This window comes from Variovorax sp. Soil_C_39 (assembly GCF_057656815.1).
On record NZ_JBDGJQ010000003.1, the window covers coordinates 517366 to 542154 of the forward strand.

Genomic DNA, 24789 nt, shown 5'->3' on the forward strand with positions numbered 1-24789 from the left:
CCGGCCGGCTGCTCATTCCTTGATGTTGGCCGACTGCACGATCTTCTGGTTGCGCGCGTATTCGGCCTGGACGAACTGGCCGAACTGCTCGGGCGTGCCGCTGCCGGGCAGGGCGCCCTGCTCGGCGAGCACCGCGTTCAGTTCCTGGTTCAGGCGCGCCACCACCGCGGGCGGCGTTTTGGCCGGCGCGAAGATCCCGGTCCAGCTCACCATGTCGTAGCCCTGGAGGCCCGGCATCTCGGCGAAGGTCGGCACGTCGGGCAACGCGGCGAGGCGCTGGCTGCCGGTGATGCCCAGCGCCTGCAGGCGCTTGCCGTTCACATGCGGTATCGCGCTGGTGCTGACGAGCATCGCGAGGTCGACCTGGTTGCCGATCACGTCGGTGGCGATCTGCGCGCCGCCGCGGTAGGGCACATGGGTCACGAAGATGCCGCTCTTCTGCTTGAGAAGTTCCATCGCGAGCTGCAGCACCGTGCCCACGCCCGAGGTGGCGTAGTTGTAGGTGCCCGGCTTCGCCTTGGCGAGCTTCACGAAGTCGGCGTAGCTGCGGGCCTCGAGGCCCGGGCGCGCCACCAGCACCATGGGCGCGGTGTTGAGCATGCCGACCGGCGCCAGGTCCTTGAGCGGATCGAACTTGAATGCCGCGGGATTGACCAGCCGCCCGATCGCGATCGCGCTGTCGGGGCCGACCACGAGCGTGTAGCCGTCGGGTGCCGCATTGACGGCCTTGGCCACGCCGATCGCGCCGCCCGCACCCGCCACGTTCTCGATGACCACCGACTGCTTGAGCCGTTCGGCCAGCCGCGTGGCGACAAGGCGCGCGTTGACGTCCACGCTGCCGCCCGCGGTGAAGGGCACGACCAGCGTGATCGGCCGGGCAGCGGGCCAGGCCGCCTGCGCGAGGGCAGCGGCGGGAAGCACCGAACCCAGTGCGGTGGCGAGAAGAAGGAGGCGGCGGGAGGTGTTCATGGCGTGGCTCGTTGCGGTGGGTCGGAGGGCGGCGTTTCTGCGAGAAGGCGGGCGCGCAGCGCGTCGAAAGCGGCGCTCCACTCGGTGCGCCAGGCGCGGCGCTGGGTGTCGTCGATCCATGCGCCGTCGAGCCCGTTGTGCATGAAGCTGCGCAGGTCGTCCAGGCCGAAGCCGAAGTCGCGCACCATCATGAGCCAGGCCTGTGTGGGCGTGACCTTGTGCAGCGTCGGATCGTCGGTGTTGGGATGGATGCGCAAGCCCAGTCCGGGCATCCGGCGGATCGGATGGTCGAGCGCCCAGCGCGCCGGCGGCAGCGTGCGCAGGTAGTAGGAATTGGTCGGCACCACGGTGAAGAGCACGCCGCGCTCGGCGCACTCCCGCGCGAAATCGGGCTGGTCGACCACCGTGTAGCCATGGTCGATGCGGTCGACCTGCAGCAGGTCGAGCGCGGTGCGCACGTTGGTCCACGGCATGCCGAACTCGCCCGCATGCGCCGTGGTCCTGAGCCCCGCGTGCCGAGCCTCGGCGTAGGCGCGCGCAAACAATTCGGGCGGCCGGTCGACCTCGCGGTAGTCGATGCCGATGCCGACCACTTCGTCGCAGCGGTGGGCCTTGAGCCACTCGACCATCTCGACGGCGGCCTCGGGGCTCGCCTCGCGGTCGATCGCAGCGATGAGACGGCCCGTGATGCCGAACGCCTGCTCGGCGTCGTGGATCGCGCGCACGATCGCACCCTGCGCGTGGGCGTAAGCGATGCCCGATGCGTGCACGGTGCCGGTCGGGTTCCAGGAGAACTCGGCATAGCGCACGTTGTGGGCTGCCGCATCCTCCAGGTACTCGTGCGTGAGCTGGTAGAGATCGCCGGGGCTGCGCACCAGCTGCGCATCGAGCGCGCGCAGCACGCGCAGCACGCCGACGGGCTTTTCGCCGCGTGTGTAGAAGCCTTCGATCTCCTCGTCGGCGAGCGGGGCGCCGGCACGCTGGTTGAGCTGCCTGAAGGTCTGGTGCCGCACGGTGCCGAACAGGTGGCAGTGCAGCTCGACCTTTGGCATCTCGCGCAGCATCGATTCGAGCGTGAGGGGCGGCGCGGCGGGGTCGTTCATGCGGCCAGTCTAGGCAGCGCAGGCCCATAAGCAAAATTTTGAATTTCTATAATTTGATTCATCCAATCGATGGACCAAGGAAAACCCATGGCCGCCTCGCCACTGCGCGCACTCACGCTGCGACAGCTCCAGTTCTTTTCGGTGCTGGTGCAGGAAGGGCATTTCGGCCGCGCGGCGCGCCGGCTCGCCATCACGCAGCCCGCATTGAGCAACGCGATCAAGCAGATGGAGAAGCTGCTCGGCGCCGAACTGCTGACGCGTTCCACGCATCGGCTGGAGCTCACGGCCGTGGGCGCCGAAGTGCTCGCGCGCACCGATTTCCTCGTCAACACGGTCGAGGTCGCATTGCGCGACATCGAAAGCACCGTGCAGCGCGGCCGCGCCTTCGTGCGCGTGGGCGTGATCCCGTCGGCCAGCGCGCGCGTGACGGCCGCGGCCAGCGAGTTTCTCGCGCGCGGCGGCCACGCGCTCGAGATCGCCTGGCGCGATGCGCCCTCGACCACCTTGCTGGCCGAACTGCGCGGCGGCCAGCTCGACATGGCGGTGGCGGCCATCACCGAGCCGCCCGGCGGGCTGGTCTGCGTGGACCTGTTCCGCGATCCGCTGGTGCTGGTGGTGCGCCGCGACCATCCGCTCGCGGCCGCCGCGCGCACGCGCTGGGAGGCGATTGGCGGCGAGCGGCTCGTGATGTTCGAAAGCGGCAGCATGCCGGCGCTCGGCATTCCGGCGCGGGCGCAGTTCGCGCAGGGCGCGGAGCCCTACCGCGTGAGCTATTCCGAAACGCTCTATGCGCTGGTGCGCAGTGGCCATGCGCTGGGCCTGATGCCGCAGCTCTACACCTCGTCGCTGCGCGATCCCGAGCTGGCCGTGGTGCGGCTCACGCAGCCGCGCATCGAACGCCGCGTGGTGCTGGCCTACCTGCCGGGGCCGATGCGCAACGTGGCGGCGCAGGAACTGATCGCCTGGCTGGGCGAGCGGCTGCCCCGTGGCGCCGGCTCGCCGGGTGCGCGCGCGGGCAGCCGGAAACGGCCACTGTAGCGGAACACGTCGCCGAACCAGCGGTGGCGCAGCACCATCTTCATGCCGAACGCCTCGGGGTCCTGCGGATCGGGCCGCTCCTCGACATAGGCAGTGCCCATCAGGAGGCCGAGCGGCAGCGGCAGATGCAGCCCGCCGATGCGCCAGACGTAGCCGCGGTCGCGGAACACCAGCGCGCCGTCCTCGGCGCTCACCGCCAGGCGCATGCCGATGCCGAAGCGCACGTATTCGATCACCTCGCCGTGCCGGCGCCCGAGCGCCATGTGCGAGCGGAAGTGGAAGGGCGCGCGGCCTTCGAAGCCGAAGACGCGGTCCCAGTACAGCAGGGCGCTGTCGGGCCGGCAGCGGTAGTGCACGTCGATCGGCACGTTGGCGCCGGTGTAGGGCACCAGCGCGCCGAACAATCGGCCGAAGGGCATCAGCAGCACGCGCGCCCATGGCGCATGGTGCACTTCGTCCATGGTGCCGCGCACGCACACGTGGTCGGCCGAGAACGGCGCCATCGTGTAGTGCCTGCGGATCACCTCGCCGAGGCGCTCCCACTGCACGCCGAGCGCCTGCTGGAAAACCGGGCGGCGGTCCGTCATGCCGCCGCCGGGCCGCTGCGCGTGGCCGTGACCATGCAGTAGTCGAAGTCGCGCCAGAACACGCCCAGCGCGAGTGCGCAGTAGCTGGCGACGATGTGCTTGCGGCGCCACGGGCCGAGCCGGCCGCGTGCCTTCCAGAGTTCGACCAGCGCGAAGCGCGTGGCGAGCAGCGGAATGTGCAGCGCGCTCGGCGCCACGCGCCAGCGCAGCGAACGCACCTCGATGTCGTGGAAGCCGTGCGTGCGCAGCGCGGCAACGAAATCGTCGCGCACCGCGAGCGTCGGAACGGCCCAGCTGTCGGCCCACAGGCGGTGGAGCCAGCCGGCCACGCGGCCCGGCCGCGGCCGCAGCAGGAAGCCGTCGACCACGGCGAGCCGGGCGCCGGGCTTGAGCAGGCGCGCCGCCTCGCGCACGAAATCCGCCTTGGCGGCTCCGCTGGCGTAGCAGGCGCTTTCCACGGCCCAGGCGCCGTCGGCCTGCGCGCCGGGCAGGCCGGTGCGCGTGTAGTCGGCCTCGAGGTGCGCTACCCGGTCGGCCACCCCGACCGCGGCATCGAGCCGTGCGGCGATGCGGTTCTGCACCGCCACGTTGGTGACCGTGACGGCGCAGAGCGCGGGATGATCGGCGAGGAGCGTGCGCGTGGTGGCGCCGGCGCCGCAGCCCAGGTCGACCACGCAGCGGCGCGGCGCCTGCGCCTCGGCCTCGCCGAGCCCGAGCGCACGGCCGACGACCCGGTTCATTTCCACCAGCATCGCTTCGCGCCGGAACGGGTTCAGGCCGAGCCGCCAGAACCCGAAGTGCATGTTGTAGCTCGGACTCCATGCGCGGTAGTCGTCGGCCACTTCGGTGAAGTAGTCCTGCGTATCGGCCTTTGTGACCGTTGCGGCCCCAGGCGTGGCGGGCAAGTGGAAGTCGGGCTGGAAGATGCTGGGCATCGGGGCTCTCTCTTTCTACAGTCGGCAGTTGCCGTCGGCACAGGTGCCGCCGCGCGTGTGCGGGCGCGTCAGCAGCGCCACGAGCGGGCGCGGGAGGCGATGGCGGTGGCGCGCAAGCGCGGCGTAGGCGCGGTCTGCCAGTCGCGCCACCGGCGGCAGGTCGAGCAGGAAGCCTCCGGCCGGCAGGCCCACGGCCTTGCGGCAGGCGCGGATGGCCGCCACGCCGACATGAAGTCGGCCCTCGGCGTCCACCGCATGAAGCGCCGTCATGAGCGCCTGGCGTGGCGCGGGTCCGCCATGGAAATCTGCGTGCGAGCAATCGACGAGGTGCAGGCGCGCCGCTGCGTCCCGGGATGCCATGGTCTTCATCTCGGCGGCGCAGAGCGGGCAGCTGGCGTCGTAGTAGACGGTCAGCGGGAAGGCGAGGGTGGACGACATATTGTGTTTCCGATATTTCTGTCAAAACAGAAATGAATGGACAAAAAAACACCGCTCAGATCATCGGCAGGCCGGCATGGTTCGGATCGGCGTCGCCGGCATTGCCCTGGCTGGCCGACGCCGGCGGGGCCGCGTCCCCGCGCACGAACTTCTGCACGCTCGCGCCCAGGCTCAGTACCTTGTCGAGCGTGCCGGGCGACAGCCGCAGCATCTCGTCGGCCCAGGTGGCGAGCTTGCTCATCAGGTCGAGGGTCGAGCGGATGCGGTCCTGCGCGTCGGCCGGTTCGTTCTGGAAGTCGGGGCTCGCGACGAGCTCGCGCAGCACGCGGACCGTGGGATCGAACTCGCGCTCCTTGCGCTCGCGCACCACGGTACGGAACAGCTCCCAGACATCGACGCTGGTCTCGAAATAGTCGCGCCGGTCGCCCAGCACATGCGTGACGCGCACGAGGTTCCAGGCCTGCAGTTCCTTCAGGCTGTTGCTCACGTTGGAGCGTGCCACGCCAAGCGTCTCGGAAATTTCCTCGGCGTGTACCGGCTTGCCATAGGCGAATAGCAGGGCGTGGATCTGCGACACCGTGCGGTTGACGCCCCACATCGACCCCATTTCGCCCCAGTGGAGAACGAACTTGCGCTGGATGTCGGTGAGTTGCATGCGTGAAAGTCTAATGTTCTTGAAATTTCTGTCAATACAGAAATCATATTCTGTGGGATGGTGCAGGAGCAAAAATAACTGTATAAACATACAGTTTTCAGCCAAGAGGTCGCCATGCCAGCCGCTCTCATCCCGATCCATGCCATCAAGGGCCGCGGTGCGGCCACGCGCCTGGCGCACCGCTTCTCGCGTGACGAGCGCAACGACTTCGACGACGGCTGGGGCACGCTCGCCGACGAGGCGGCTGAGTCCGACGGCCTGGCGCCGCTCGCGACCGAAGTGCGCCTCGAAGACGTGAAATCGGTGCTCAACCAGAACGAATCGCCCGACATCTCGTTCGACCGCTCGCTCAACCCCTACCGCGGCTGCGAGCACGGCTGCATCTACTGCTTCGCGCGGCCCACGCACAGCTATCTCAACCTGTCGCCGGGGCTCGACTTCGAGACCCGGCTCATTGCCAAGCGCAACATCGTCGAGGTGCTGCGCGGTGAGCTCGGGCGCAAGGGCTACCGGCCCAGCCACATCGCGATCGGCACCGCGACCGACTGCTACCAGCCGATCGAACGCGAGCTGCGGCTCACGCGCGCGGTGCTCGAGCTGCTGCAGGAGACGCGGCACCCGTTCGCGCTGGTCACCAAATCGAGCACGGTGGAGCGCGACCTCGACTTGATCGCGCCGATGGCCGCCCAGCGGCTGGCCGCTGTCTACATCACCGTGACCACGCTCGACGGCGATCTGGCCCGCAAACTCGAGCCGCGCGCCGCCGCGCCGCACCGGCGGCTGCGCACCATCCGCACCTTGGCCGAAGCCGGCGTGCCGGTGGGCGTGAGCGTGGCCCCGCAGATCCCGTTCGTGAACGAGGACATGGAGCAGGTGCTCGAGGCTGCCTGGGAGGCGGGTGCGCGCAGCGCGTTCTACACGGTGATCCGGCTGCCGTGGGAAGTGGCTCCGCTGTTCAAGGAATGGCTCGAACTGCACTACCCGCAGCGCGCGCAGCGCATCATGGCGCGCATCCACGAGATGCGCGGCGGCAAGGACTACGACGCCGACTTCGCCACGCGCATGAAAGGCAGCGGGCTCTGGGCCGACCTGATCCACCAGCGCTTCGAGAAGGCAACGCGCCGCATCGGCTTCAACCGCGAGCGCATCGCCCTCGACCTGGACGCCTTCCGGCCGCCGGGCGCGGCGGGGCAGGGGCTGTTGTTCTAGGGTCAGTCCCCATGGGCTTGCATGGGAGGGGGCCTCCAAATCAAGGTAGATTCGTAAACAAGGGGCGTGGGCCTTCGCGAACCGACCACAGGGAGTAGTTGCGCATGGATGGAATCTGGCTGGTGGTGATGGGTGTTTCCGGCTGCGGCAAATCGACGCTCGGCGAAGCGCTGTCCAGCGCGCTGTCGCTGCCGATGATCGAAGGGGACGACCACCATCCCCCCGAGAACCATGAAAAGATGAGCAAGGGCATTGCGCTGACCGACGCCGACCGGGCCGGCTGGCTCGACGCGCTGGGCCAAGCCCTCGCCGCCGAGCCGCGCGGTGCGGTGCTGGCCAGTTCGGCGCTCAAGCGCGCCTACCGCGACCAATTGCGCGCGGCCGTGCCCGATCTGAAGTTCGTCTTCATGGAGATCGACCGCGCGGAGAGCGAGCGCCGCGTCGCGTCGCGCGCCGGCGCGCACATCTTTCCCGCGAGCCTGGTGGCCAGCCAGTTCGAAACACTCGAATCGCCGGTGGGCGAGGACGGGGTGATCACGGTCGATGCGACCACGCCCGTGGAGGAACTGGTGGCGCAGGTCAGGTGCGCGCTGTCGGCCGAGCGCGGCTGAGACGCACCCGGCCGGTTCAATGCGGCCGGTTCAATGAGGCCGGGTCAACGAGGCCGGGTCGTCAGATCACTTCCGGCCACTGCGTGTGGAAGAACTCGCCCGCGGGCTTGTCCACGCGCTCGTAGGTGTGCGCGCCGAAGAAGTCGCGCTGCGCCTGCAGCAGGTTTGCGCTCAGGCGCTCGGTGCGGTAGCTGTCGTAGTACGCCAGCGAGGCGCTGAACGCCGGCACTGGAATGCCGTGGCTCACCGCGAGCGCCACCACCTCGCGCCAGTTCTGCTGCGTGCGGTTCAGCAGGTCCTTGAAGAACGGATCGAGCATCAGGTTGCCGAGCGCGGGGTCGCCGCGGTAGGCGTCGGTGATGTGGTTCAGGAAGCGCGCGCGGATGATGCAGCCGCCGCGCCAGATCGCGGCGATGCGGCCGAGGTCGAGCTTCCAGTCCTTCTTCTCGCCCATGGTCTTCATGAGGTCGAAGCCCTGCGTGTAGCTGATCACCTTCGAGGCATAGAGCGCATCGTGCACCTTGGCCACCAGCGCCTTCTTGTCGATCGACAGTTCCGCCTTCGGGCCCTGCAGCAGCTTGCTCGCCGCCACACGCGCCTGCTTCTGCGACGAGAGCACGCGCGCCTCGACAGCGGCGTTGATGGTGCTAATGACCACCGCGTTCTCCGCGGCGTTGATGAGCGTCCATTGCCCCGTGCCCTTCTGGCCGGCCTTGTCGAGGATGACGTCGACCACCGGCTGGCCGGTCTCCGGGTCTTTCTGCTCGAGCGCCTTCGCGGTGATCTGGATCAGGTAGCTCTGCAGCTCGCCCTCGTTCCACTCGCTGAAGACGGCGGCCATCTCGTCGGTCGTGAAGCCCGCTGCCTTGAACAGGCTGTAGGCCTCGCAGATCAGCTGCATGTCGCCGTACTCGATGCCGTTGTGCACCATCTTCACGTAGTGGCCCGCGCCGCCCGGGCCGATGTGGATCACGCAGGGCTCGCCGTCCACCTTGGCGGCAATGCTCTCGAAGATCGGCTTCATCACCTCCCACGTAGAGAGCGGGCCGCCCGGCATGATCGATGGACCCTTGCGCGCGCCTTCCTCGCCGCCCGAGACGCCTGCGCCGATGAAGCGCAGGCCCTCGCCGGCGAGCCAGGCGTCGCGGCGCTCGGTGTCGCTGTAGAGGCTGTTGCCGCCGTCGATCACGATGTCGTCCTTGTCGAGCAGCGGGATCAGCTGCTCGATCACCTGGTCGACCGGCGCGCCGGCCTTGACCATGATCTGGACCTTGCGCGGCCGCGCCAGGCTCTGCACGAAGTCCTCGAGCGTCTTCGCTCCCACCAGCTTCTTGCCGGGGTGAGCGGCGACGAAGGCCTCGGTGGTGGCTTCGGTGCGGTTGTAGACGCTGACCTGGAAGCCGCGGCTTTCCACGTTCAGCACCAGGTTCTGGCCCATCACGGCCAGGCCGATCAGTCCGAAATCGCTTTTCTTGTCGTTCATGGCCCTTCTTTCGTGTGCGGTCGATGTGACGGGCATTGTGCCGGGCGTGCCGGCACGCTGCCATGAAGGCCGTCTATACCCGCTTGGCAAGCGCCCGAGGCGTGGGTATGTTGGTGCCATGAACGCAAACAGCCCGCCCGCCGTCCGTACCTGGTCGACCGACGCCGCGCCGCCGTCGCAGCGGCTCGACTACTGGGTCGGCGCGGTCTGCGAGGGTTTCCTCGAGATGGACGTGACCAGTTCGCTCGCGGGCAGCTTCAGCGCCACGCTCGAGTCGGCGCCACTGGGCGCGATCGGCGTGAACCGGGTCCGCGGTTCTGCACAAGACGTGTACCGCACCCGGCGCGCCATCGCCCACAGCCGCAGCAACTACTACTACCTGCTGTGCAAGACCGATTCGCCCTGGGTCGCCGCACAGGACGGCCGCACGGCGCGCCTGCTGCCGGCCGATCTTGTGCTCGTCGACTCGCGCCGGTGCTACGAGTTTCATTTCCTGCAGTGCGCCGACACGCTGTCGCTCGAACTGCCGACGGCGTGGGTCGAGTCATGGCTGCCTCGCGCAAGCGACCATCAGGTGCGGCGCATCGACGGGCAGTCGGGCTGGGGTCGCGTGCTGAGCGGTTTCGTGCAGCAGCTGTCGCCGCAGGCCGTGCTGAGGCCTCCGTTGCCAGCAGCCTTGCTGACCGACCAGCTCGGTGGGCTGCTCGCACTTGCGGCAGGCGCCGACCCGGCTTCGGCAACGTGCGAGGGCGAGCGTGCCGCGCTGCGGCGGCGTGTGCTCGATGCCACGCGCGAGCGCCACGCCGAGCCGGGGCTGACTGCCGCCAAGGTGGCGTGCGGGCTCGGCATTTCGGAGCGCAGCCTCCACCGCTGCCTGGCCGGCGGCGCGACCACCTTCGCCACCGCGCTCGCCAGTTTTCGCATGGAGGTTGCGCGACGCATGCTGTGCGATGCGCGTTTCGACCGGCTCGGCATTGCCGAGATCGGCTTCCGCGTCGGATTCACCGACGCATCGCACTTCGTGCGCCAGTGCCGCCGGCATTTCGGCGCCACACCAGGCGCCTTGCGGCGCCACCGCTGAGACAGAGGCCGCATCCAGCAGGCGCCCGGCAGGCATCGGCCATTCGCCTGTCGGCGAGCGGCCATCCGGGCGGCCGCATGTTGCCTAAAGTCGTCTTCATCACGACCAAGAAGGAGACATGCATATGTCGGACACCTATGTTCTGGTACACGGCGCCTGGCACACCGGCGCCGAAATGGAAGCCGTGGCCGGCAGCCTGCGCGAGGCCGGCCACGGGGTGCATTGCCCCACGCTCGCGGGCAACCGCGCCGACGACGACCGCTCGCGCATCGGCCTCGAGGATGCCATCGAATCGGCTGTCCGCTTCATCGAGGAGAAGGACCTGGGCGATGTCCGTCTTGTGGGCCACAGCTATGGCGGCATGGTGATTTCGGGTGTGGCGGACCGCATCGCGCAGCGACTGAAGCGGCTGGTGTACGTCAACGCCTTCGTGCCGCTCGACGGGGAATCGCTCAACGACATGGTGCCGCCGCACTACATCGCGATGTTCGATGCCATTGCCGGCGCCAACGGCAATGCGGTGACCCTGCCATTCGAGGTCTGGCGCGAAGCCTTCATCAACGATGCCGACCTGCCGCTCGCGCAGGCCAGCTACGAGCGGTTGAACCCGCACCCCTACCGAACCTTCACCGACAAGATCCGGCTTTCCCAACCGCTGGCGGCATTGCCGCTCGGCAAGTCCTACGTCAATTGCCTGCAGGACACGGCCATGCCGCACAGCCTGCCATGGCATCCGCGTCTGTCGGAGCGGCTTGGCTTGTTCAGGCTGGTGGAATGCCCGGGCAGCCACGAGATGTTCTTCTCGAACCCGAAGCGGCTGGCGCAGGCCATCCTGGAGGCGGGGCGCGACTAGCGCTGGCGGCCACTCGCCGCTGCGCCGCTCAGCGGTTGAACAGCGCGTCGTACACGCGGATCGACGCATAGGCATCGTTGGCCGCGTAGCGGATCTGCGCCGGCGAGAGCTGCCGGTTGGCCCAGTTCGAGGTGGTGGCTTTGCGCGACTTGATGAAGCGCTGGTTGAAGACCAGCGCGACGGCGGTCTTCACGCCCACCGACTTGCGGTAGGCGCGGCGGCGGAACTCGTGGTCGATGTCGACCACCGCCTGCGGCTCCACCGCGAGCCGCCGGCGCAGCAGCGAAAGGTCGCTCGACAGGCCGAAGCCGACCTTCTGCAGCGCGGTCGAGGCGACCAGCGCCGCGAGCACGTCGTTGCATTCGGTGCGATGGAGCTGGAACAGCCAGGCGGCCGTGGGCGTGGCGAACTGCACCACGTGCGGACCGCCCGAAACCTCGTTCTTCGCGAAGGTCGGCTTCGACTCGGTGTCGAAGCCGACCACGCGCGCGCCGAGCAACGCCACCGCGGCGCGCTCGGCGTCTTCCCGCGTCGCGACCACCACGATGCGCGGGAGGTCCAGCCCTTCGAAGGGCGCCAGCAGCGCGATCTGTTCGCGCTCGGGCAGCGGCGGGAGTAGGGCGGGGTCGTGGTTCAACGGGCGGGCGCTTTCTTTTTCCTGGCGGGTGCGGTTTTCTTGGCGGGCTTGGGCGCGTGGCCCGAGCGCAGGGCGGCTTCGTAGGCGCGGCGGCCCCAGACCGCGGCTTCCTCGCGATCTTCGAACAGCTCGGCCGGGGCCTGGCGGTACGACATGGGCATTGCCTTGCCTTGGCGTTCGTAGGTGAAGGGCGGCAGGTCGAGCCGGTCGAAATGCGCAGCGCTTTCGGCGTCGCACTTGAGGTAGAGCGTGTCCTTGAACACCAGCGCGATCATGCGGCCGTCGTGCCAGACGCCATGGCCGCCGAACATGCGGCGCGTCTCGATGCGGCCGATGCGTTCGAAGGTCTCGTGCAGGCTCTCGACGAAGGCGCTCATGAAAGGATGAATGAAGGGATCTCAGCCGTGGCGCTTGGCCGGCCCCGGCGGATGCCAATGGTAGGCGACCCGTTCGCGTCCGCTCGCGGGATGGTGGTCGACCGCGCCGCGCACCAGGCCGTAGCGTTCGTAGAAGCGCTGCGCCGCCGTGTTGCCGACGGCCACATGGAGCTTCCAGCCGAGCGGCATGCGCACACCGGCCTCGTCGAGCAACGCCTGCCCGAGGCCCTGGTTGCGCAGGTGGGGCTCGACGAAGAGCTGCGCCACGTAGCTGCGCCGCCCCAGCAGTACCATGAACGCGAGCACCTGGCCTTCGCGCTCCGCCAGCACCACGTCGGCCGGCGCAATGAACTCGGCCTGCACGCGCCGCAGCCAGTGCGTGATGGGTTCGACGACGCTGGTATTGCGATGCGCCGCGATCCAGGCGCGGCGCCAGATGCCGGCCAGTGCCAGGCTCTCCTCGGCGTTGCCGTCGCGGGAGCGCAGGCGGAAGGCGGGGATCTGCGCGGCCGACATGTCATGCACGCAGCGTCTGTGCGTGGTGCGCGATGTGGTCCGCCATGAAGGTCTGGATGAAGTAGTAGCCGTGGTCGTAGCCCGCATGGCGCCGCAGCGTGAGCGGCTGGCCGGCGGCGAAGCAGGCGGCCTCGAAGGCTTCGGGATGCAGCTGCTCGGCCAGGAATTTGTCGGCCAGGCCCTGGTCGATCAGGATGCCCTGCGGATAGGGCGCGGCGGTCTGCGACTTCATGAGTGCGCTGGCGTCGTACACGAGCCACTGCGCGCGGTCGCCGCCGGGCTCGCCGAGGTAGCCGCCGAAGGCCTTCTCGCCCCAGGGGCACTGCGTGGGCGCGCAGATCGGCGCAAAGGCCGACACCGACAGAAAGCGCCCCGGATGCCGCAGCGCGAGCGTGAGCGCGCCATGACCACCCATCGAATGGCCGAAGATGCCGAGCCGCTCGCCGTCGATGGCGAAGTGTTCCGCCACGAGCGGAAGCAGTTCCTGCATCGTCCAGCTCTCCATGCGCCAGTGGGTGGACCAGGGCGCTTCGGTGGCGTCGAGGTAGAAGCCGGCCCCGATGCCGAAGTCCCAGCTGGCGGTGGCGCCGGGCAGGCTTTCGGCGGCGCTGCCGCGCGGGCTGGTGTCGGGCGCGATCAGCGCGATGCCGAGGCTCGCGGCCATGCGCTGCGCGCCGGCCTTGACCGCAAAGGTCTCCTCGTTGCATGTCAGGCCCGCAAGGTAGAGCATGGCCGGCACGTGCTGCTGCGCGGCCTGCGGCGGAAGGTAGACCGAGAAGCGCATCGGCAGTCCGATCTCGCGCGAGGCATGCTCATAGAAGCCCTGCACGCCGCCAAAGGCATGGTGCTCGGAGAGGGTGGTGAGGGTGTCGGTCATGAAGAAGAAGGAGCGGTCTGCAGAAGGGGCACGAGTTCGCGCACGGCATCGGCAAAGATGCGCGGCACTTCCTGCGGCATGTTGTGGCCCACGCCGGGCACGAGCCGGTGCGAGCGCGGGCCGCTGAAGCAGTGCGCATGGGCCGAGGCCTCGGCGGGCGGGCGCACGCCGTCGTCGGCGCCGTCGAAGGTGATGGCGGGCACGCGGATTACCGGCTGCGCCGCGAGCCGGCGCTCGATGTCGGCGCAGGCCGGGTCGCCCGCGACGAGCCCGAAGCGGTGGCGGTACGAATGGATCACCACCTCGACGAAGTCCGGGTTGTCGAAAGCCGCGGCGCTGCGCTCGAAGGTGGCATCGTCGAATGCCCACGTCGGCGACCAGAGGCGCCAGAGCAGCCGCGCAATCGCGCGCCGGTCCCGGGCGAGCCCGGCGCGGCCGCGCTCGCTGTGGAAGTAGTACTGGTACCAGAGGCTGTGCTCGTTGGCCGGCGTGTCGGGCACCATCGCCTTCGCGATGTTCTGGATGTTGTAGCTGTTGAACGAGACCAGCCCCGCGCAGCGCTCGGGCCAGAGCGCTGCCACCACGCAGGCGGCGCGGCCGCCCCAGTCGTAGCCGGCCAGCACTGCGCGCGGGATGCGAAGCGCGTCGAGCAGCGCGAGCAGGTCGGCGCCGAGCGCGGCCTGTTCGCCCGAGCGCGGCGTGGCGTCGCTCAGGAACCGCGTGGCGCCGTAGCCGCGCAGGTACGGCACGATCACGCGGCAGCCGCTTTCGGCCAGCATCGGTGCCACCTCGGCATACGCATGGATGTCGTACGGGAAGCCGTGCATCAGCACTACCGGCGGGCCGTCGGCCGGGCCGGCCTCGAAGTAGGCGACGTCGAGCACGCCGGCCTGCACGGTGCGCAACGGTTCCATGCGGTCCATGGCTGGCCCCTTCGCGTTCAGTACAGGACGACGCCGCGGATCGATTCGCCGCGCTTCATCAGGTCGAAACCCTTGTTGATATCTTCCAGCGGCATGGTGTGGGTGATCAGGTCGTCGATGTTGATCTTGCCTTCCATGTACCAGTCGACGATCTTCGGCACGTCGGTGCGCCCGCGCGCGCCGCCGAAGGCCGAGCCTTCCCACTTGCGGCCCGTGACGAGCTGGAACGGCCGCGTGCTGATCTCGGCGCCGGCCTCGGCCACGCCGATGATGATGCTGCGGCCCCACCCCTTGTGCGTGCATTCGAGCGCCTGGCGCATCACCTTGGTGTTGCCGATGCATTCGAAGCTGTAGTCGGCGCCGCCGTCGGTCAGCTGCACGATGGTGTCGACGACGTTCTCGCCGGCTGCCTCGAGTTGCTTCGGGTTGATGAAGTGCGTCATGCCGAACTTGCGCGCCATGGCTTCGCGCTCGGGGTTCAGGTCGACGCCGATGATCTTGTCGGCGCCCACCATCTTCGCGCCCTGGATCACGTTCAGGCCGATGCCCCCGAGGCCGAACACCACCACGTTGGCGCCGGCCTCCACCTTGGCCGTGAAGAGCACCGCGCCGATGCCGGTGGTGACGCCGCAGCCGATGTAGCAGACCTTGTCGAAGGGCGCGTCCTCGCGGATCTTGGCAAGCGAGATCTCGGGTGCCACCGTGTAGTTGCTGAAGGTCGAGGTGCCCATGTAGTGGAAGATGGGCTTGCCGTCGAGGCTGAAGCGCGAGGTGGCGTCGGGCATCAGGCCCTTGCCCTGGGTACCGCGGATCGGCTGGCAGAGGTTGGTTTTGCGGCTCAGGCAGAACTTGCACTGGCGGCATTCGGGCGTGTAGAGCGGAATGACGTGGTCGCCCTTCTTGAGCGTGGTCACGCCCGGGCCGACGTCGACCACGATGCCCGCGCCTTCATGGCCGAGGATGGCCGGGAAGATGCCTTCGGGGTCGGCACCCGAGAGCGTGTAGTAGTCGGTGTGGCAGATGCCCGTGGCCTTGATCTCGACCAGCACCTCGCCGAATTTCGGTCCTTCGAGGTCCACGGTTTCGATGGTCAGGGGGGCGGCGGATTTCCAGGCGACGGCGGCTTTGGTTTTCATGGGCGTTGGGGGGCAGGAAGGCAAAGGAAAGAGGATAGCGGGCCTGCGTTCAGGCGGGGCCAGCGGCAAAGATACCCGACATTCCCGTGAAGCCGGGCAGGTGGCGAAAGCGCCAGATCCAGTGGCGCAGCGCCGGGTATTCGTCAAGCGCGATGCCGCCTTCCCCCGCCAGCGCGGCATAAGGAAAGCAGGCCAGGTCCGCGAGCGTGGCGTGTGGGCCGGCCAGCCACGTATCGCCGCCGCTGGCCCGCTCGGCCAGGTGGTCGTCGAGCAGGCGAAAGACCGCATGCGCTCCGCGGCGGCAGGCCGCGATGTCGAGGTGCGTGTAGCCGAAGGCGTCGTGCAGCCGCGCGGCGGACGCGGTGCGCGTGAGCTCATCGGCAATGGCGAACCACATCGCGATCTCGCCGCGCAGCCGCGCATCGTCGGGGTACCAGCGGCCTTCGGCGTCGTAGCGGGTTGCCAGGTAGACGAGGATCGCCTGCGCGTCGCGCAGCACGAAGCCGTCGTCGTCGATGACCGGCAGCTGCCCGAGCGGATTGACGCGCGCCAAAAACGCCGCCGACCGGTGCGCGCGGCCCGGATGGAAATCCACCGGCACGCTGCGCCAGCCGTGGCCGAGCCAGGCGAGCAGCTGCCGCACCTTGAAGCAGTTGCCCGAGAGGGCGTAGTCGTAGAGCGTGATCATGCGGCCGGCCTCACGCCGAAGCGCATGCCGCGCTCGCGCAGCCAGCGGCGGTAGGTGACCGACGAGGTGTCGCCACGCGTCGGCGTTTCGGCGCGCCCCTCGAGCGGCATGCGCTTGAAGGCATGGTTCTCGAGGATCGGCTTGTCCTGGCCGAAGATGGTGTGCTGGAAAGCGATGAGCTCGGCATCGCTCGATGTGTCGTCGAAGCAGGCCAGCAGCGTGTGCGCGATCACATGCTCGTCGTCGATCGGCTGCAGGAAAAGCCCGATGGCGTCGAGCGCGCCGGCCCGGGAACTCGACTTGTAGAGCATGGCCGAGAAGGGCTGCATCACGCGGTACTTGTAGAGCACCTCGCTGCCGCTGCCGTCGTGCGCGGCCGAGGCGCGCGGCTGCCAGAAGCGGCAGTCGGTGGCCCAGATCTCGCCGCTGGCCGCATCGACCTGCACCTGGTACTTCGCCACTTCGGTGTGCGGCACGGCGCCCAGGCAGCCGGCATGCACGAACGGAAAGTGCGCCATGTCGAGGAAGTTCTCGATCACGCGCAGCCCCGAGACCGCCACGCCGATGCCGCCGCAGTCGACCAGGCGGCGCCCGGCTTCGCCGTATTCGGGAAAGTCGAACAGCTCGCGCGCGGGCCGGCCGCTCGGGCAGACCCAGAGATAGCCGTAGCGCGACTGCACCGCGAGCGGTTCTTCGCCGAGGCGGCATTGCACGGTACCGGCTGCGTCGCGCCAGAGCTGCAGGGTTTCGCCGAGCAGGCGCACGGCATGCGGCCGCGCGGCACTGCAGCCGGCCAGCGCCGAGGCGGGGCCGACGGCGAGCCACTCGTCGAGCATGTTGGGATCGTCCGTGATGAAAGGCATGGCGGGTTCAGGCAGTCTGTGCGGGTTGCAAGGCTTCTTCGACGCTGCTGCGCAGGTCGCGCGCGGCGATGTGCAGGTTCTTCATGGCCTCGCTGCCCGGTGCGGCATCGGTCCAGAGGTGAACGAACGCGAGCTGGGCCCGGGCGTCGAGCACCAGCGCGGCGGTGTCGGCGCCTCCGAGCCTGCCCCGCAGGGCGGTGGGCCCTTTGGCGGCGAAGCCGTGCGCCGCCAGCGCGCGGCGCGCCTCAGTGGATGAGGTGCGCAGGCCCAGCGTGCGGCAGAACAACCAGCCGGCGGGCACCGCATCGGCGGGAGGCGCCTCGGCCGGCGCCGCATCCCCAAGGTTCACCCACAGCATGCCCGCGGCTTCGGCCGCGTGGAAGGTCTTGGCGCAGACGCTGGGTGGAACGGCCATCGAAGGATGTGCGGGAATGCGCACGCACTGGCCGCTGCCCGCCGCGTACTGCCAGCCGTGGTAGGCGCAAGCCAGGCGATCTCCGCCCACCACCTGGCCGAGCGTGAAGCGCACGCTGCGGTGCGGGCAGCGGTTCTCCCAGGCTTGCCCGGTGCCGTCGGCGGCGCGCCAGAGCGCGAGCTCCTGGCCGCAGGCGAAGCCCGCCACGATGTTGGCGCCCGGCAGCAGCTCGGCCGAGCGCGCGACGGGATGCCAGGTCGAAGTGTCTTCAGTGCTCGTCATGATGCGCGCCACCATAGCGCAAGTCGCGTCGCGGGCGCCACGCCGATAATGGCGCCGACGCCTGCCACTCCTCCATTCCATCGCCATGAAGAAAATCCTCGTCCTCAACGGCCCCAACCTCAACCTGCTCGGCACCCGCGAGCCCGAGCAATACGGACGCGACACCCTGGCCGACGTCGAGCGCCTGTGCCAGGAGGCCGGCACGAAGCACGGCGTCGAGATCGAGTGCCGCCAGTCCAACCATGAAGGCGTGCTGATCGACTGGGTCCAGGAAGCCGGCCGCGAGGTGGCTGCTGGCCGCCTGCTCGGCGTGGTGATGAACCCGGGTGCCTACACCCACACCTCGATCGCGCTGCACGACGCCATCAAGGGCGCGAGCGTGCCGCTCATCGAACTGCACATCTCGAACGTGCATGCGCGCGAGTCGTTCCGCCACCATTCATACATCTCGCCGGCCGCCAAGGGCATCATCGTGGGGCTGGGCGTGAAGGGCTACGCGCTGGCGATCGCCGCGCTGGCGGGTTAGTCGACCTGCTTCGGCGCCGTGGCCTTCCAGCTGCGGCTGATGTGGCCGTGCACGTCGACGCTCTCGAGGTGCACGTCGAAGCCCCAGAGCCGTGCGACGTGCTTGAGCACTTCGTCTGCGTTGTCGTGCAGCGGCAGGTTGTTGCGCTGCGTGTGCCGCAGCGTGAGCGCGCGGTCGCCGCGCATGTTGACGTTCCAGACCTGGATGTCGGGCTCGCGGCTGCCGATGTCGTACTGGCGTGACAGCGATTCGCGCAGCGCCTGGTAGCCGCTGTCGTCGTGGATGGCCGAGACCTCGAGTTCGGGATCGCTCTGGTGGTCGCGGATCGCGAACAGCCGGAAGTCGCGCATCGTCTTCGGGCTCAGGAACTGGCCGATGAAGCTCTCGTCCTTGAAGTTGCGCATCGCATAGTCGAGCGTCTTGACCCAGTCGGTGCCCGCGAAGTCGGGGAACCAGCGGCGGTCTTCCTCGGTCGGGTTCTCGCAGATGCGCCGCAGCTCGGTGAACATCGAGAAACCGAGCGCGTAGGGGTTGATGCCGCTGTAGGCGCGGTGGCCGACCGGCGGCTGGAAGATCACGCCCGTGTGCGAACTGAGCCATTCCATCATGAAGCCGTCGGCGAGCTGGCCGCGGTCGTACATGGTGTTGAGCAGCGTGTAGTGCCAGAAGGTGGCCCAGCCTTCGTTCATGACCTGGGTCTGGCGCTGCGGGTAGAAGTACTGCGCGATCTTGCGCACGATGCGGACCACCTCGCGCTGCCAGGGCTCGAGCAGTGCGGCATTCTTCTCGATGAAATACAGCAGGTTCTCCTGCGGTTCCGAAGGAAAGCGCCGTGACGAATCGGTTTCGGTCGCCTGCTCGCTCTTGCGCGGCAGCGTGCGCCAGAGGTCGTTGACCTGCTGCTGCATGTGGCGCTCGCGCTCGGCGCGCTGCAGGCCCTCCTGCGCGAGCGAGCGCTTCTGCGGCCGCCGATAGCGGTCGACCCCGTAGTTCATGAGCGCGTGGCACGAGTCGAGCAGTTGCTCGACCGCATCCACGCCGTGGCGCTCTTCGCATTCGGCGATGTAGTGGCGGGCGTAGACGAGGTAGTCGATGATCGACGACGCGTCGGTCCACATGCGGAACAGGTAGTTGCCCTTGAAGAAGCTGTTGTGGCCGTAGGCCGCATGGGCGATCACGAGCGCCTGCATGGCCATGGAGTTTTCCTCCATCAGGTAGGCAATGCAGGGGTCGGAGTTGATGACGATCTCGTAGGCCAGCCCCATGTGGCCGCGGCGGTAGTTCTTTTCGGTGGCGATGAACTGCTTGCCGTACGACCAGTGGCGATAGATCATGGGCATGCCAACGCTCGCGTAGGCGTCCATCATCTGCTCGGCCGTGATCACTTCGAGCTGGTTCGGGTACACGTCGAGCCCGTAGCTCCGTGCGGTCTTGGCGATCTCGGTGTGGTAGGTCTCGATGAGGTCGAAGGTCCAGTCCGACGGGCTTGGCAGGCGTTCGAGCCGCGCCTGCGGCGGGAAGTCGAATGCGGTGGTCATGCGGTGGCTCCCTCCTTCTTGAAGAGGTCTCGGAACACGGGGTAGATGTCCCGCGCCTCCGACACCTTGCGCATCGCGAAGTTGGGCTCGATGCCCTGCAGCTGCGCGTATTCCTGCCACAGGTTCTGCTCGGTCTCGGCGACCTGCACGTAGGCGTAGTAGCGCACCACCGGCAGGATGTTCTCGACCAGCAGCTGGCGGCAGCGCCCGCTGTCCTGATGCCAGTTGTCGCCGTCGCTGGCCTGCGCGCCGTAGATGTTCCACTCGCCGCTCGGGTAGCGCGCCTTGACGATCTCGTCCATCAGCACCAGCGCGCTCGACACGACCGTGCCGCCGGTTTCGGTGGCGTGGAAGAACTCGTCCTCGCTCACTTCCTGCGCCTGCGTGTGGTGGCGCAGGAACACGAGGTCGATGGTCTCGTAGTGGCGCGTGAGGAACATGTAGAGCAGCATGAAGAAGCGCTTGGACATGTCCTTGCGCGCCTCGTCCATCGAGCCAGACACGTCCATGAGGCAGAACATCACGGCCTTGGCGCTCGGCACCGGCGTCTTCACGCGGTTGCGGTAGCGCAGGTCGATCGGATCGATGTAGGGCACGTGCCGCATGTTGCGGCGCAGTTCGGCGATGCGCTCCTCGGTTTCGCGGATCTCGGTCTGGATGAAGGCCTGCGCCGCCTGCGGATGCGCCTGCAGGTGCGCAAGGTGCGCCTCGAGGCGCTTGAGCTCCTTGCGCGGTTCGCCGCCGAGCGCGATGCGGCGGGCCAGCGCGCCGCGCATCGAGCGCACCACATGCAGGTTGTTGGGCGTGCCGTCGTTGGTGAAGCCCGCGCGGTGGCTCTTCCATTCGGGCACGTCGGCGATCTGCGTGCGCACCAGGTGCGGCAGCGCGAGGTCGTCGAAGAAGACGCGCATGAACTCCTCGCGCGTGAGGCGGAACACGAAGTCGTCCTCGCCCTCGCCGCCGTCGCCGGCCTCGCCGCTGCCCGAGCCGCCGCCCGCCTGGCCCTCGGGCCGCGCGATGCGGTCGCCCTTGATGTACTCCTGGTTCCCCGGGTGCACGTACTCGCGGTCGCCGCCGCGCGCATGGCCGAACACCGGTTCGGACACGTCGCGGCGCGGCAGGGTCACGTCCTCGCCCTGTTCCAGTTCGCGGATGTTGCGCCCGGTCACCGCGCGCCGCACGGCCTCCTGGATCTGCCCGCGGTAGCGGCGCAGAAAGCGCTCCCTGTTGCCGATGGATTTGTTCTTGCCCGAGAGCCGGCGGTCGATGATCTGCTGCAGGATGGCCACGATGTCTGTTCCCTCAAGGACGAATCAGGACGCGTTCCTCACGAACTCTTGCGCACCCGCAGGTACCACTCGCAGAGCAGGCGCACCTGCTTGGCCGTGTAGCCCTTCTCGACCATGCGGGTCACGAAGTCCTCGTGCTTCTTCTGTTCTTCGGCACTGCTCTTCGTGTTGAAGCTGATGACCGGCAGCAGCTCTTCGGTGTTGGAGAACATCTTCTTCTCGATGACCGCGCGCAGCTTCTCGTAGCTGGTCCAGGCGGGGTTGCGCCCGGCATTGCCCGCACGTGCGCGCAGCACGAAGTTGACGATCTCGTTGCGGAAATCCTTCGGGTTGCCGATGCCCGCGGGCCGCTCGATCTTCTCGAGTTCGCCGTTGAGCGCGGCGCGGTCGAACACCTCGCCCGTGTCGACGTCGCGGAACTCCTGGTCCTGGATCCAGTAGTCGGCATAGGTGACGTAGCGGTCGAAGATGTTCTGGCCGTACTCGCTGTAGCTCTCGAGGTAGGCCGTCTGGATCTCCTTGCCGATGAATTCGGCATAACGCGGCGCCAGCAACTCCTTGATGTAGCTGATGTACTTCTGCTCGGTCTCGGGCTGGAACTGCTCGCGCTCGATCTGCTGCTCGAGCACGTACATCAGGTGCACCGGGTTGGCCGCGACCTCGGAGCTGTCGAAGTTGAAGACCTTCGAGATGATCTTGAAGGCGAAGCGCGTCGAGACGCCGCTCATGCCTTCGTCGACGCCCGCGTAGTCGCGGTATTCCTGGATCGACTTGGCCTTGGGGTCGGTGTCCTTGAGGTTCTCGCCGTCGTAGACCTGCATCTTGCTGTAGATGCTCGAGTTCTCGGGCTCCTTCAGCCGCGTGAGCACCGAGAACTGCGCCATCATGCGCAAGGTTCCGGGCGCGCAGGGCGCCTGCGAGAGCGAGGAGTTGCGCACCAGCTTCTCGTAGATCTTGATTTCCTCGGAGGCGCGCAGGCAGTAGGGCACCTTGACGATGTAGATCCGGTCGAGGAACGCCTCGTTGTTCTTGTTGTTGCGGAAGGCCTTCCACTCGCTCTCGTTGCTGTGCGCCAGCACGATGCCGTCGAACGGAATGGCGCCGAAACCCTCGGTGCCCTTGAAGTTGCCTTCCTGCGTGGCCGTGAGCAGCGGATGCAGCACCTTGATCGGCGCCTTGAACATCTCAACAAACTCCAGCAGGCCCTGGTTGGCGAGGCACAGGCCGCCCGAGTAGGCGTAGGCGTCCGGGTCGTCCTGCGCATAGGTCTCGAGCTTGCGGATGTCGATCTTGCCGACCAGCGAGGAGATGTCCTGGTTGTTCTCGTCGCCCGGCTCGGTCTTGGCGACGGCGATCTGCCGCAGCACCGACGGGTAGCGCTTGACCACCTTGAACTGGCGGATGTCGCCGCCGTATTCCTCCAGGCGCTTGACGGCCCAGGGCGAGAGGATGCGGTTGAGGTAGCGCCGCGGGATGCCGTATTCCTTTTCGAGGATCTCGCCGTCTTCGACCGCGCTGAAGAGGCCCAGCGGCGTCTCGTTGACCGGCGAACCCTGGATCGCATAGAAGGGCACCTGCTCCATGAGCTGCTTCAGCCGCTCGGCGATCGAGCTCTTGCCGCCGCCGACCGGGCCGAGCAGGTAGAGGATCTGCTTCTTCTCCTCGAGGCCCTGGGCGGCATGCCGGAAGTACGACACCACCTGCTCGATGGCGTCCTCCATGCCGTAGAACTCCCTGAACGCCGGGTAGATCTTGATCACCTTGTTGGCGAAGATCCGCGAGAGCCGCTGGTCGTTGCGCGTGTCGACCAGTTCGGGCTCGCCGATGGCCTTCAGCATGCGCTCCGAGGCCGTGGCATACGCGGTGGGATCGCGTTTGCAGATGTCCAGGTAGTCCTGCAGCGACAGGACTTCCTCGCGGGTGCGCTCGTAGCGGGCGGCAAAGTTGCTGATCACATCCATGGTCACGCCTCCATCAGGTCTGCGGGTATTCGCCCGAAGCCTGCAGCCGCAATGCGTCGCAACTTTTTCAAGGTATGCCCGCCCCAAGGCTGCAAGCCGTGGAAAACTCCCTTAAATCAAAATCTGCACAACCAGCATAAAGCAAAGAGTGCACCCGAAATATTGATTGTTAAATCAGAACCACAGTCGCAAGTAAAGTTCCCAGCACAGGCCCGCACGATTTTTGCAATACGGCTAAATTCCAAGGTTCGGCAATCAGACTCACGCCGTGGCGACAGCCCGTGAAACTACCTATGGCGATCGGTCTCGCCATCCATTGGGTTTCTCCTATTGAGTGGCCTGCAAATGGGTGCATACCCAATAACGCACGGCGTGCTGTTTAGGTTTATTGCTCAATCCAGAAAAATATAAAAGCAAGCGCCACGCCATGCGGTGATGCGCCGGTTGCGCATGTGGACGTGGGAAAGCGCGCCTACGTGCGGTCGGCGTGCTTCAGGGGCGGGGGATGCGCGGCACCGATCAGGGTCGGGCGCGCACCAGGGTCGTGCGAGCGGCAGGGCCGCCGCCGTTTCTTCAGCTGAAGAATTCCTTGGCCTTGTCGAGCCAGCCCTTGTCGGTGGGGCTGTGCTTTTCGCCGCCCTTCTTGAGCGACTCGTCGAGTTCCTTCAGCAGCTTGCGCTGATGCTCGGTGAGCTTGACCGGCGTCTCCACGCGCACGTGGCAGTACAGGTCGCCCGGGTAGCTCGAGCGCACGCCCTTGATGCCCTTGCCGCGCAGGCGGAACTGCTTGCCGCTTTGCGTGCCGTCGGGAATGTCGATGGCCGCGGCACCGCTGAGCGTGGGCACGCTGATCTCACCGCCCAGCGCCGCGGTGGTGATGCTCACGGGCACCACGCAGTGCAGGTCGTCGCCGTCGCGTTCGAACAGTTCGTGCTTCTTGAGACGGACCTCGATGTAGAGATCGCCCGGCGGGCCGCCATTGGTGCCGGGCTCGCCGTTGCCGGTGCTGCGGATGCGCATGCCGTCGTCGATGCCGGCCGGGATCTTGACCTCGAGCGTCTTGTTGTTCTTGATCTTGCCCTGGCCGTGGCAGGTGGTGCAGGGCTCGGGAATGATCTTGCCGCTGCCGTGGCAGGTGGGGCAGGTCTGCTGCACGCTGAAGAAGCCCTGGCGCATCTGCACCGCGCCCGCGCCGTGGCAGGTGGTGCAGGTGATCGGCTTGGTGCCGGGCTTGGCGCCCGAGCCCTTGCAGGTGCCGCAATCGTCCCAGCTGGGGATGCGGATTTGGGCTTCCTTGCCCTCGGCCGCTTCCTCGAGCGTGATCTCCATGGCGTAGCTCAGGTCGCTGCCGCGGAACACCTGGCGCCCGCCGCTCGTGCGGCCGCGGGCCCCGCCGAACACGTCGCCGAAGATGTCGCCGAAGGCCTCGGCAAAGCCGCCGAAGCCGTCGGCGCCCGGGCCGCCGCGCATGTTGGGGTCGACGCCCGCGTGGCCGTACTGGTCGTAGGCCGCGCGCTTCTGGCCGTCGGAGAGCATTTCGTAGGCTTCCTTGACCTCCTTGAACTTGGCCTCGGCGTCCTTGCTGGTGTCGCCATGGTTGCGGTCAGGGTGGTGCTTCATCGCAAGCTTGCGATAAGCCTTCTTGATTTCCTCCTCGCTCGCGTTCTTGGGGACGCCGAGGGTTTCGTAGTAGTCGCGTTTTGTGGCCATGGCTGGTTCGGTCGGGGCGGGCGTGGAGCCGGAACTTGAAGCGAGAAAGGCTGGAGCACCCGCTCAGGTGATCCAGCCTTGTGAGAAGG

At 67.7% G+C, this 24789-nt stretch carries 25 protein-coding genes and 1 pseudogene; 6 read left to right on the forward strand and 20 right to left on the reverse strand.

Annotated elements, in window-relative coordinates; translation table 11 throughout:
* Positions 1-12: 12 nt before the first annotated feature.
* On the reverse strand, positions 13-969 hold the full coding sequence (locus tag AC3A6J_RS10455; RefSeq protein ID WP_487859861.1) for a Bug family tripartite tricarboxylate transporter substrate binding protein: 957 nt from the start codon (positions 967-969) through the stop codon (positions 13-15).
* On the reverse strand, positions 966-2072 hold the full coding sequence (gene add, locus AC3A6J_RS10460) for an adenosine deaminase (RefSeq protein ID WP_487859862.1): 1107 nt from the start codon (positions 2070-2072) through the stop codon (positions 966-968). The genes AC3A6J_RS10455 and add overlap by 4 nt, the downstream gene beginning before the upstream one ends.
* 87 nt (positions 2073-2159) lie before the next feature.
* On the opposite strand from add, the gene AC3A6J_RS10465 reads away from it, so the two are divergent.
* Positions 2160-3110, forward strand: coding sequence for a LysR family transcriptional regulator (locus tag AC3A6J_RS10465; RefSeq protein WP_487859863.1), 951 nt, complete (start codon positions 2160-2162; stop codon positions 3108-3110).
* Between the two features lie 44 nt (positions 3111-3154).
* On the opposite strand, the pseudogene AC3A6J_RS10470 reads toward AC3A6J_RS10465, so the two are convergent.
* The 4 genes and pseudogenes from AC3A6J_RS10470 to AC3A6J_RS10485 form a co-directional block, all read right to left on the reverse strand.
* A pseudogene (locus tag AC3A6J_RS10470) lies at positions 3155-3697 on the reverse strand (DUF4166 domain-containing protein); the annotation flags it as partial.
* Positions 3694-4632: an SAM-dependent methyltransferase gene (locus AC3A6J_RS10475; protein WP_487859864.1), complete on the reverse strand. Its 939-nt coding sequence runs from the start codon at positions 4630-4632 to the stop codon at positions 3694-3696. The pseudogene AC3A6J_RS10470 and the gene AC3A6J_RS10475, both read right to left, overlap by 4 nt.
* A gap of 15 nt (positions 4633-4647) precedes the next feature.
* On the reverse strand, positions 4648-5070 hold the full coding sequence (locus tag AC3A6J_RS10480) for a thiol-disulfide oxidoreductase DCC family protein (protein ID WP_487859865.1): 423 nt from the start codon (positions 5068-5070) through the stop codon (positions 4648-4650).
* A gap of 55 nt (positions 5071-5125) precedes the next feature.
* Positions 5126-5725, reverse strand: coding sequence for a GbsR/MarR family transcriptional regulator (locus AC3A6J_RS10485; protein WP_487859866.1), 600 nt, complete (start codon positions 5723-5725; stop codon positions 5126-5128).
* 114 nt (positions 5726-5839) lie between these two features.
* Between AC3A6J_RS10485 and AC3A6J_RS10490 the strand changes: the two genes are divergently transcribed.
* Positions 5840-6934, forward strand: a complete 1095-nt coding sequence (locus AC3A6J_RS10490; RefSeq protein ID WP_487859867.1) for a PA0069 family radical SAM protein — start codon at positions 5840-5842, stop codon at positions 6932-6934.
* 104 nt (positions 6935-7038) lie between these two features.
* On the forward strand, positions 7039-7545 hold the full coding sequence (locus tag AC3A6J_RS10495) for a gluconokinase (RefSeq protein WP_487859868.1): 507 nt from the start codon (positions 7039-7041) through the stop codon (positions 7543-7545).
* A 61-nt stretch (positions 7546-7606) separates the two neighbouring features.
* On the opposite strand, the gene gnd is transcribed toward AC3A6J_RS10495, so the two are convergent.
* A complete protein-coding gene (gene gnd / locus AC3A6J_RS10500) occupies positions 7607-9028 on the reverse strand; it encodes a decarboxylating NADP(+)-dependent phosphogluconate dehydrogenase (RefSeq protein WP_487859869.1) in 1422 nt (473 codons plus the stop codon).
* Between the two features lie 118 nt (positions 9029-9146).
* Between gnd and AC3A6J_RS10505 the strand changes: the two genes are divergently transcribed.
* A complete protein-coding gene (locus AC3A6J_RS10505) occupies positions 9147-10109 on the forward strand; it encodes an AraC-like ligand-binding domain-containing protein (protein ID WP_487859870.1) in 963 nt (320 codons plus the stop codon).
* A gap of 124 nt (positions 10110-10233) precedes the next feature.
* Positions 10234-10962: an alpha/beta fold hydrolase gene (locus AC3A6J_RS10510; protein ID WP_487859871.1), complete on the forward strand. Its 729-nt coding sequence runs from the start codon at positions 10234-10236 to the stop codon at positions 10960-10962.
* A gap of 28 nt (positions 10963-10990) precedes the next feature.
* On the opposite strand, the gene AC3A6J_RS10515 is transcribed toward AC3A6J_RS10510, so the two are convergent.
* The 9 genes from AC3A6J_RS10515 to AC3A6J_RS10555 are packed head-to-tail and all read right to left on the reverse strand — an operon-like array spanning position 10991 to position 17676.
* Positions 10991-11599: a 3'-5' exonuclease gene (locus tag AC3A6J_RS10515; protein WP_487859872.1), complete on the reverse strand. Its 609-nt coding sequence runs from the start codon at positions 11597-11599 to the stop codon at positions 10991-10993.
* Complete coding sequence (locus tag AC3A6J_RS10520; protein WP_487859873.1) at positions 11596-11976, reverse strand: TfoX/Sxy family protein; 381 nt, start codon at positions 11974-11976, stop codon at positions 11596-11598. The genes AC3A6J_RS10515 and AC3A6J_RS10520 overlap by 4 nt, the downstream gene beginning before the upstream one ends.
* A 21-nt stretch (positions 11977-11997) precedes the next feature.
* Positions 11998-12492: a GNAT family N-acetyltransferase gene (locus AC3A6J_RS10525; RefSeq protein WP_487860053.1), complete on the reverse strand. Its 495-nt coding sequence runs from the start codon at positions 12490-12492 to the stop codon at positions 11998-12000.
* A gap of 1 nt (position 12493) precedes the next feature.
* Entirely contained in the window at positions 12494-13369 is an 876-nt protein-coding gene (gene fghA / locus AC3A6J_RS10530; protein WP_487859874.1) for an S-formylglutathione hydrolase, read from the reverse strand.
* Positions 13366-14292, reverse strand: coding sequence for an alpha/beta fold hydrolase (locus AC3A6J_RS10535; RefSeq protein ID WP_487859875.1), 927 nt, complete (start codon positions 14290-14292; stop codon positions 13366-13368). Before AC3A6J_RS10535 ends, fghA begins: the two co-directional genes overlap by 4 nt.
* Before the next feature lie 17 nt (positions 14293-14309).
* Positions 14310-15428 carry an S-(hydroxymethyl)glutathione dehydrogenase/class III alcohol dehydrogenase gene (locus AC3A6J_RS10540; protein ID WP_487859876.1) on the reverse strand — a complete coding sequence of 373 codons (1119 nt, stop codon included), beginning with the start codon at positions 15426-15428 and terminating at the stop codon, positions 14310-14312.
* 49 nt (positions 15429-15477) lie between these two features.
* On the reverse strand, positions 15478-16116 hold the full coding sequence (locus AC3A6J_RS10545; RefSeq protein WP_487859877.1) for a glutathione S-transferase family protein: 639 nt from the start codon (positions 16114-16116) through the stop codon (positions 15478-15480).
* Positions 16113-16979, reverse strand: a complete 867-nt coding sequence (locus AC3A6J_RS10550; protein WP_487859878.1) for an aromatic ring-hydroxylating dioxygenase subunit alpha — start codon at positions 16977-16979, stop codon at positions 16113-16115. Before AC3A6J_RS10550 ends, AC3A6J_RS10545 begins: the two co-directional genes overlap by 4 nt.
* Before the next feature lie 7 nt (positions 16980-16986).
* On the reverse strand, positions 16987-17676 hold the full coding sequence (locus tag AC3A6J_RS10555) for a Rieske 2Fe-2S domain-containing protein (protein ID WP_487859879.1): 690 nt from the start codon (positions 17674-17676) through the stop codon (positions 16987-16989).
* An 85-nt stretch (positions 17677-17761) separates the two neighbouring features.
* On the opposite strand from AC3A6J_RS10555, the gene aroQ reads away from it, so the two are divergent.
* Positions 17762-18202 carry a type II 3-dehydroquinate dehydratase gene (gene aroQ, locus AC3A6J_RS10560; protein ID WP_487859880.1) on the forward strand — a complete coding sequence of 147 codons (441 nt, stop codon included), beginning with the start codon at positions 17762-17764 and terminating at the stop codon, positions 18200-18202.
* On the opposite strand, the gene AC3A6J_RS10565 is transcribed toward aroQ, so the two are convergent.
* The 4 genes from AC3A6J_RS10565 to dnaJ form a co-directional block, all read right to left on the reverse strand.
* A complete protein-coding gene (locus AC3A6J_RS10565) occupies positions 18199-19740 on the reverse strand; it encodes a SpoVR family protein (protein WP_487859881.1) in 1542 nt (513 codons plus the stop codon). The genes aroQ and AC3A6J_RS10565 overlap by 4 nt on opposite strands.
* On the reverse strand, positions 19737-21029 hold the full coding sequence (locus tag AC3A6J_RS10570; RefSeq protein WP_487859882.1) for a YeaH/YhbH family protein: 1293 nt from the start codon (positions 21027-21029) through the stop codon (positions 19737-19739). The genes AC3A6J_RS10565 and AC3A6J_RS10570 overlap by 4 nt, the downstream gene beginning before the upstream one ends.
* 38 nt (positions 21030-21067) lie before the next feature.
* Positions 21068-22990 (reverse strand): PrkA family serine protein kinase, encoded by a 1923-nt coding sequence (locus AC3A6J_RS10575; RefSeq protein WP_487859883.1) that lies wholly within the window; start codon positions 22988-22990, stop codon positions 21068-21070.
* Between the two features lie 573 nt (positions 22991-23563).
* The gene (dnaJ, locus tag AC3A6J_RS10580) at positions 23564-24700 is read right to left on the reverse strand and encodes a molecular chaperone DnaJ (protein WP_487859884.1); all 1137 of its coding nucleotides are present in this window, start codon (positions 24698-24700) and stop codon (positions 23564-23566) included.
* Between the last annotated feature and the right edge of the window lie 89 nt (positions 24701-24789).

Coding starts and splice junctions, on each gene's coding strand:
- add (WP_487859862.1), bottom strand. CDS start 2,072: ATGAACGACCCCGCCGCGCCGCCCCTCACGCTCGAATCGATGCTGCGC.
- AC3A6J_RS10565 (WP_487859881.1), bottom strand. CDS start 19,740: ATGACCACCGCATTCGACTTCCCGCCGCAGGCGCGGCTCGAACGCCTG.
- AC3A6J_RS10550 (WP_487859878.1), bottom strand. CDS start 16,979: ATGCCTTTCATCACGGACGATCCCAACATGCTCGACGAGTGGCTCGCC.
- AC3A6J_RS10455 (WP_487859861.1), bottom strand. CDS start 969: ATGAACACCTCCCGCCGCCTCCTTCTTCTCGCCACCGCACTGGGTTCG.
- fghA (WP_487859874.1), bottom strand. CDS start 13,369: ATGACCGACACCCTCACCACCCTCTCCGAGCACCATGCCTTTGGCGGC.
- AC3A6J_RS10505 (WP_487859870.1), top strand. CDS start 9,147: ATGAACGCAAACAGCCCGCCCGCCGTCCGTACCTGGTCGACCGACGCC.
- AC3A6J_RS10495 (WP_487859868.1), top strand. CDS start 7,039: ATGGATGGAATCTGGCTGGTGGTGATGGGTGTTTCCGGCTGCGGCAAA.
- AC3A6J_RS10510 (WP_487859871.1), top strand. CDS start 10,234: ATGTCGGACACCTATGTTCTGGTACACGGCGCCTGGCACACCGGCGCC.
- AC3A6J_RS10555 (WP_487859879.1), bottom strand. CDS start 17,676: ATGACGAGCACTGAAGACACTTCGACCTGGCATCCCGTCGCGCGCTCG.
- AC3A6J_RS10545 (WP_487859877.1), bottom strand. CDS start 16,116: ATGATCACGCTCTACGACTACGCCCTCTCGGGCAACTGCTTCAAGGTG.
- aroQ (WP_487859880.1), top strand. CDS start 17,762: ATGAAGAAAATCCTCGTCCTCAACGGCCCCAACCTCAACCTGCTCGGC.
- gnd (WP_487859869.1), bottom strand. CDS start 9,028: ATGAACGACAAGAAAAGCGATTTCGGACTGATCGGCCTGGCCGTGATG.
- AC3A6J_RS10490 (WP_487859867.1), top strand. CDS start 5,840: ATGCCAGCCGCTCTCATCCCGATCCATGCCATCAAGGGCCGCGGTGCG.
- AC3A6J_RS10475 (WP_487859864.1), bottom strand. CDS start 4,632: ATGCCCAGCATCTTCCAGCCCGACTTCCACTTGCCCGCCACGCCTGGG.
- AC3A6J_RS10535 (WP_487859875.1), bottom strand. CDS start 14,292: ATGGACCGCATGGAACCGTTGCGCACCGTGCAGGCCGGCGTGCTCGAC.
- AC3A6J_RS10465 (WP_487859863.1), top strand. CDS start 2,160: ATGGCCGCCTCGCCACTGCGCGCACTCACGCTGCGACAGCTCCAGTTC.
- AC3A6J_RS10485 (WP_487859866.1), bottom strand. CDS start 5,725: ATGCAACTCACCGACATCCAGCGCAAGTTCGTTCTCCACTGGGGCGAA.
- AC3A6J_RS10575 (WP_487859883.1), bottom strand. CDS start 22,990: ATGGATGTGATCAGCAACTTTGCCGCCCGCTACGAGCGCACCCGCGAG.
- AC3A6J_RS10520 (WP_487859873.1), bottom strand. CDS start 11,976: ATGAGCGCCTTCGTCGAGAGCCTGCACGAGACCTTCGAACGCATCGGC.
- AC3A6J_RS10480 (WP_487859865.1), bottom strand. CDS start 5,070: ATGTCGTCCACCCTCGCCTTCCCGCTGACCGTCTACTACGACGCCAGC.
- AC3A6J_RS10525 (WP_487860053.1), bottom strand. CDS start 12,492: ATGTCGGCCGCGCAGATCCCCGCCTTCCGCCTGCGCTCCCGCGACGGC.
- dnaJ (WP_487859884.1), bottom strand. CDS start 24,700: ATGGCCACAAAACGCGACTACTACGAAACCCTCGGCGTCCCCAAGAAC.
- AC3A6J_RS10540 (WP_487859876.1), bottom strand. CDS start 15,428: ATGAAAACCAAAGCCGCCGTCGCCTGGAAATCCGCCGCCCCCCTGACC.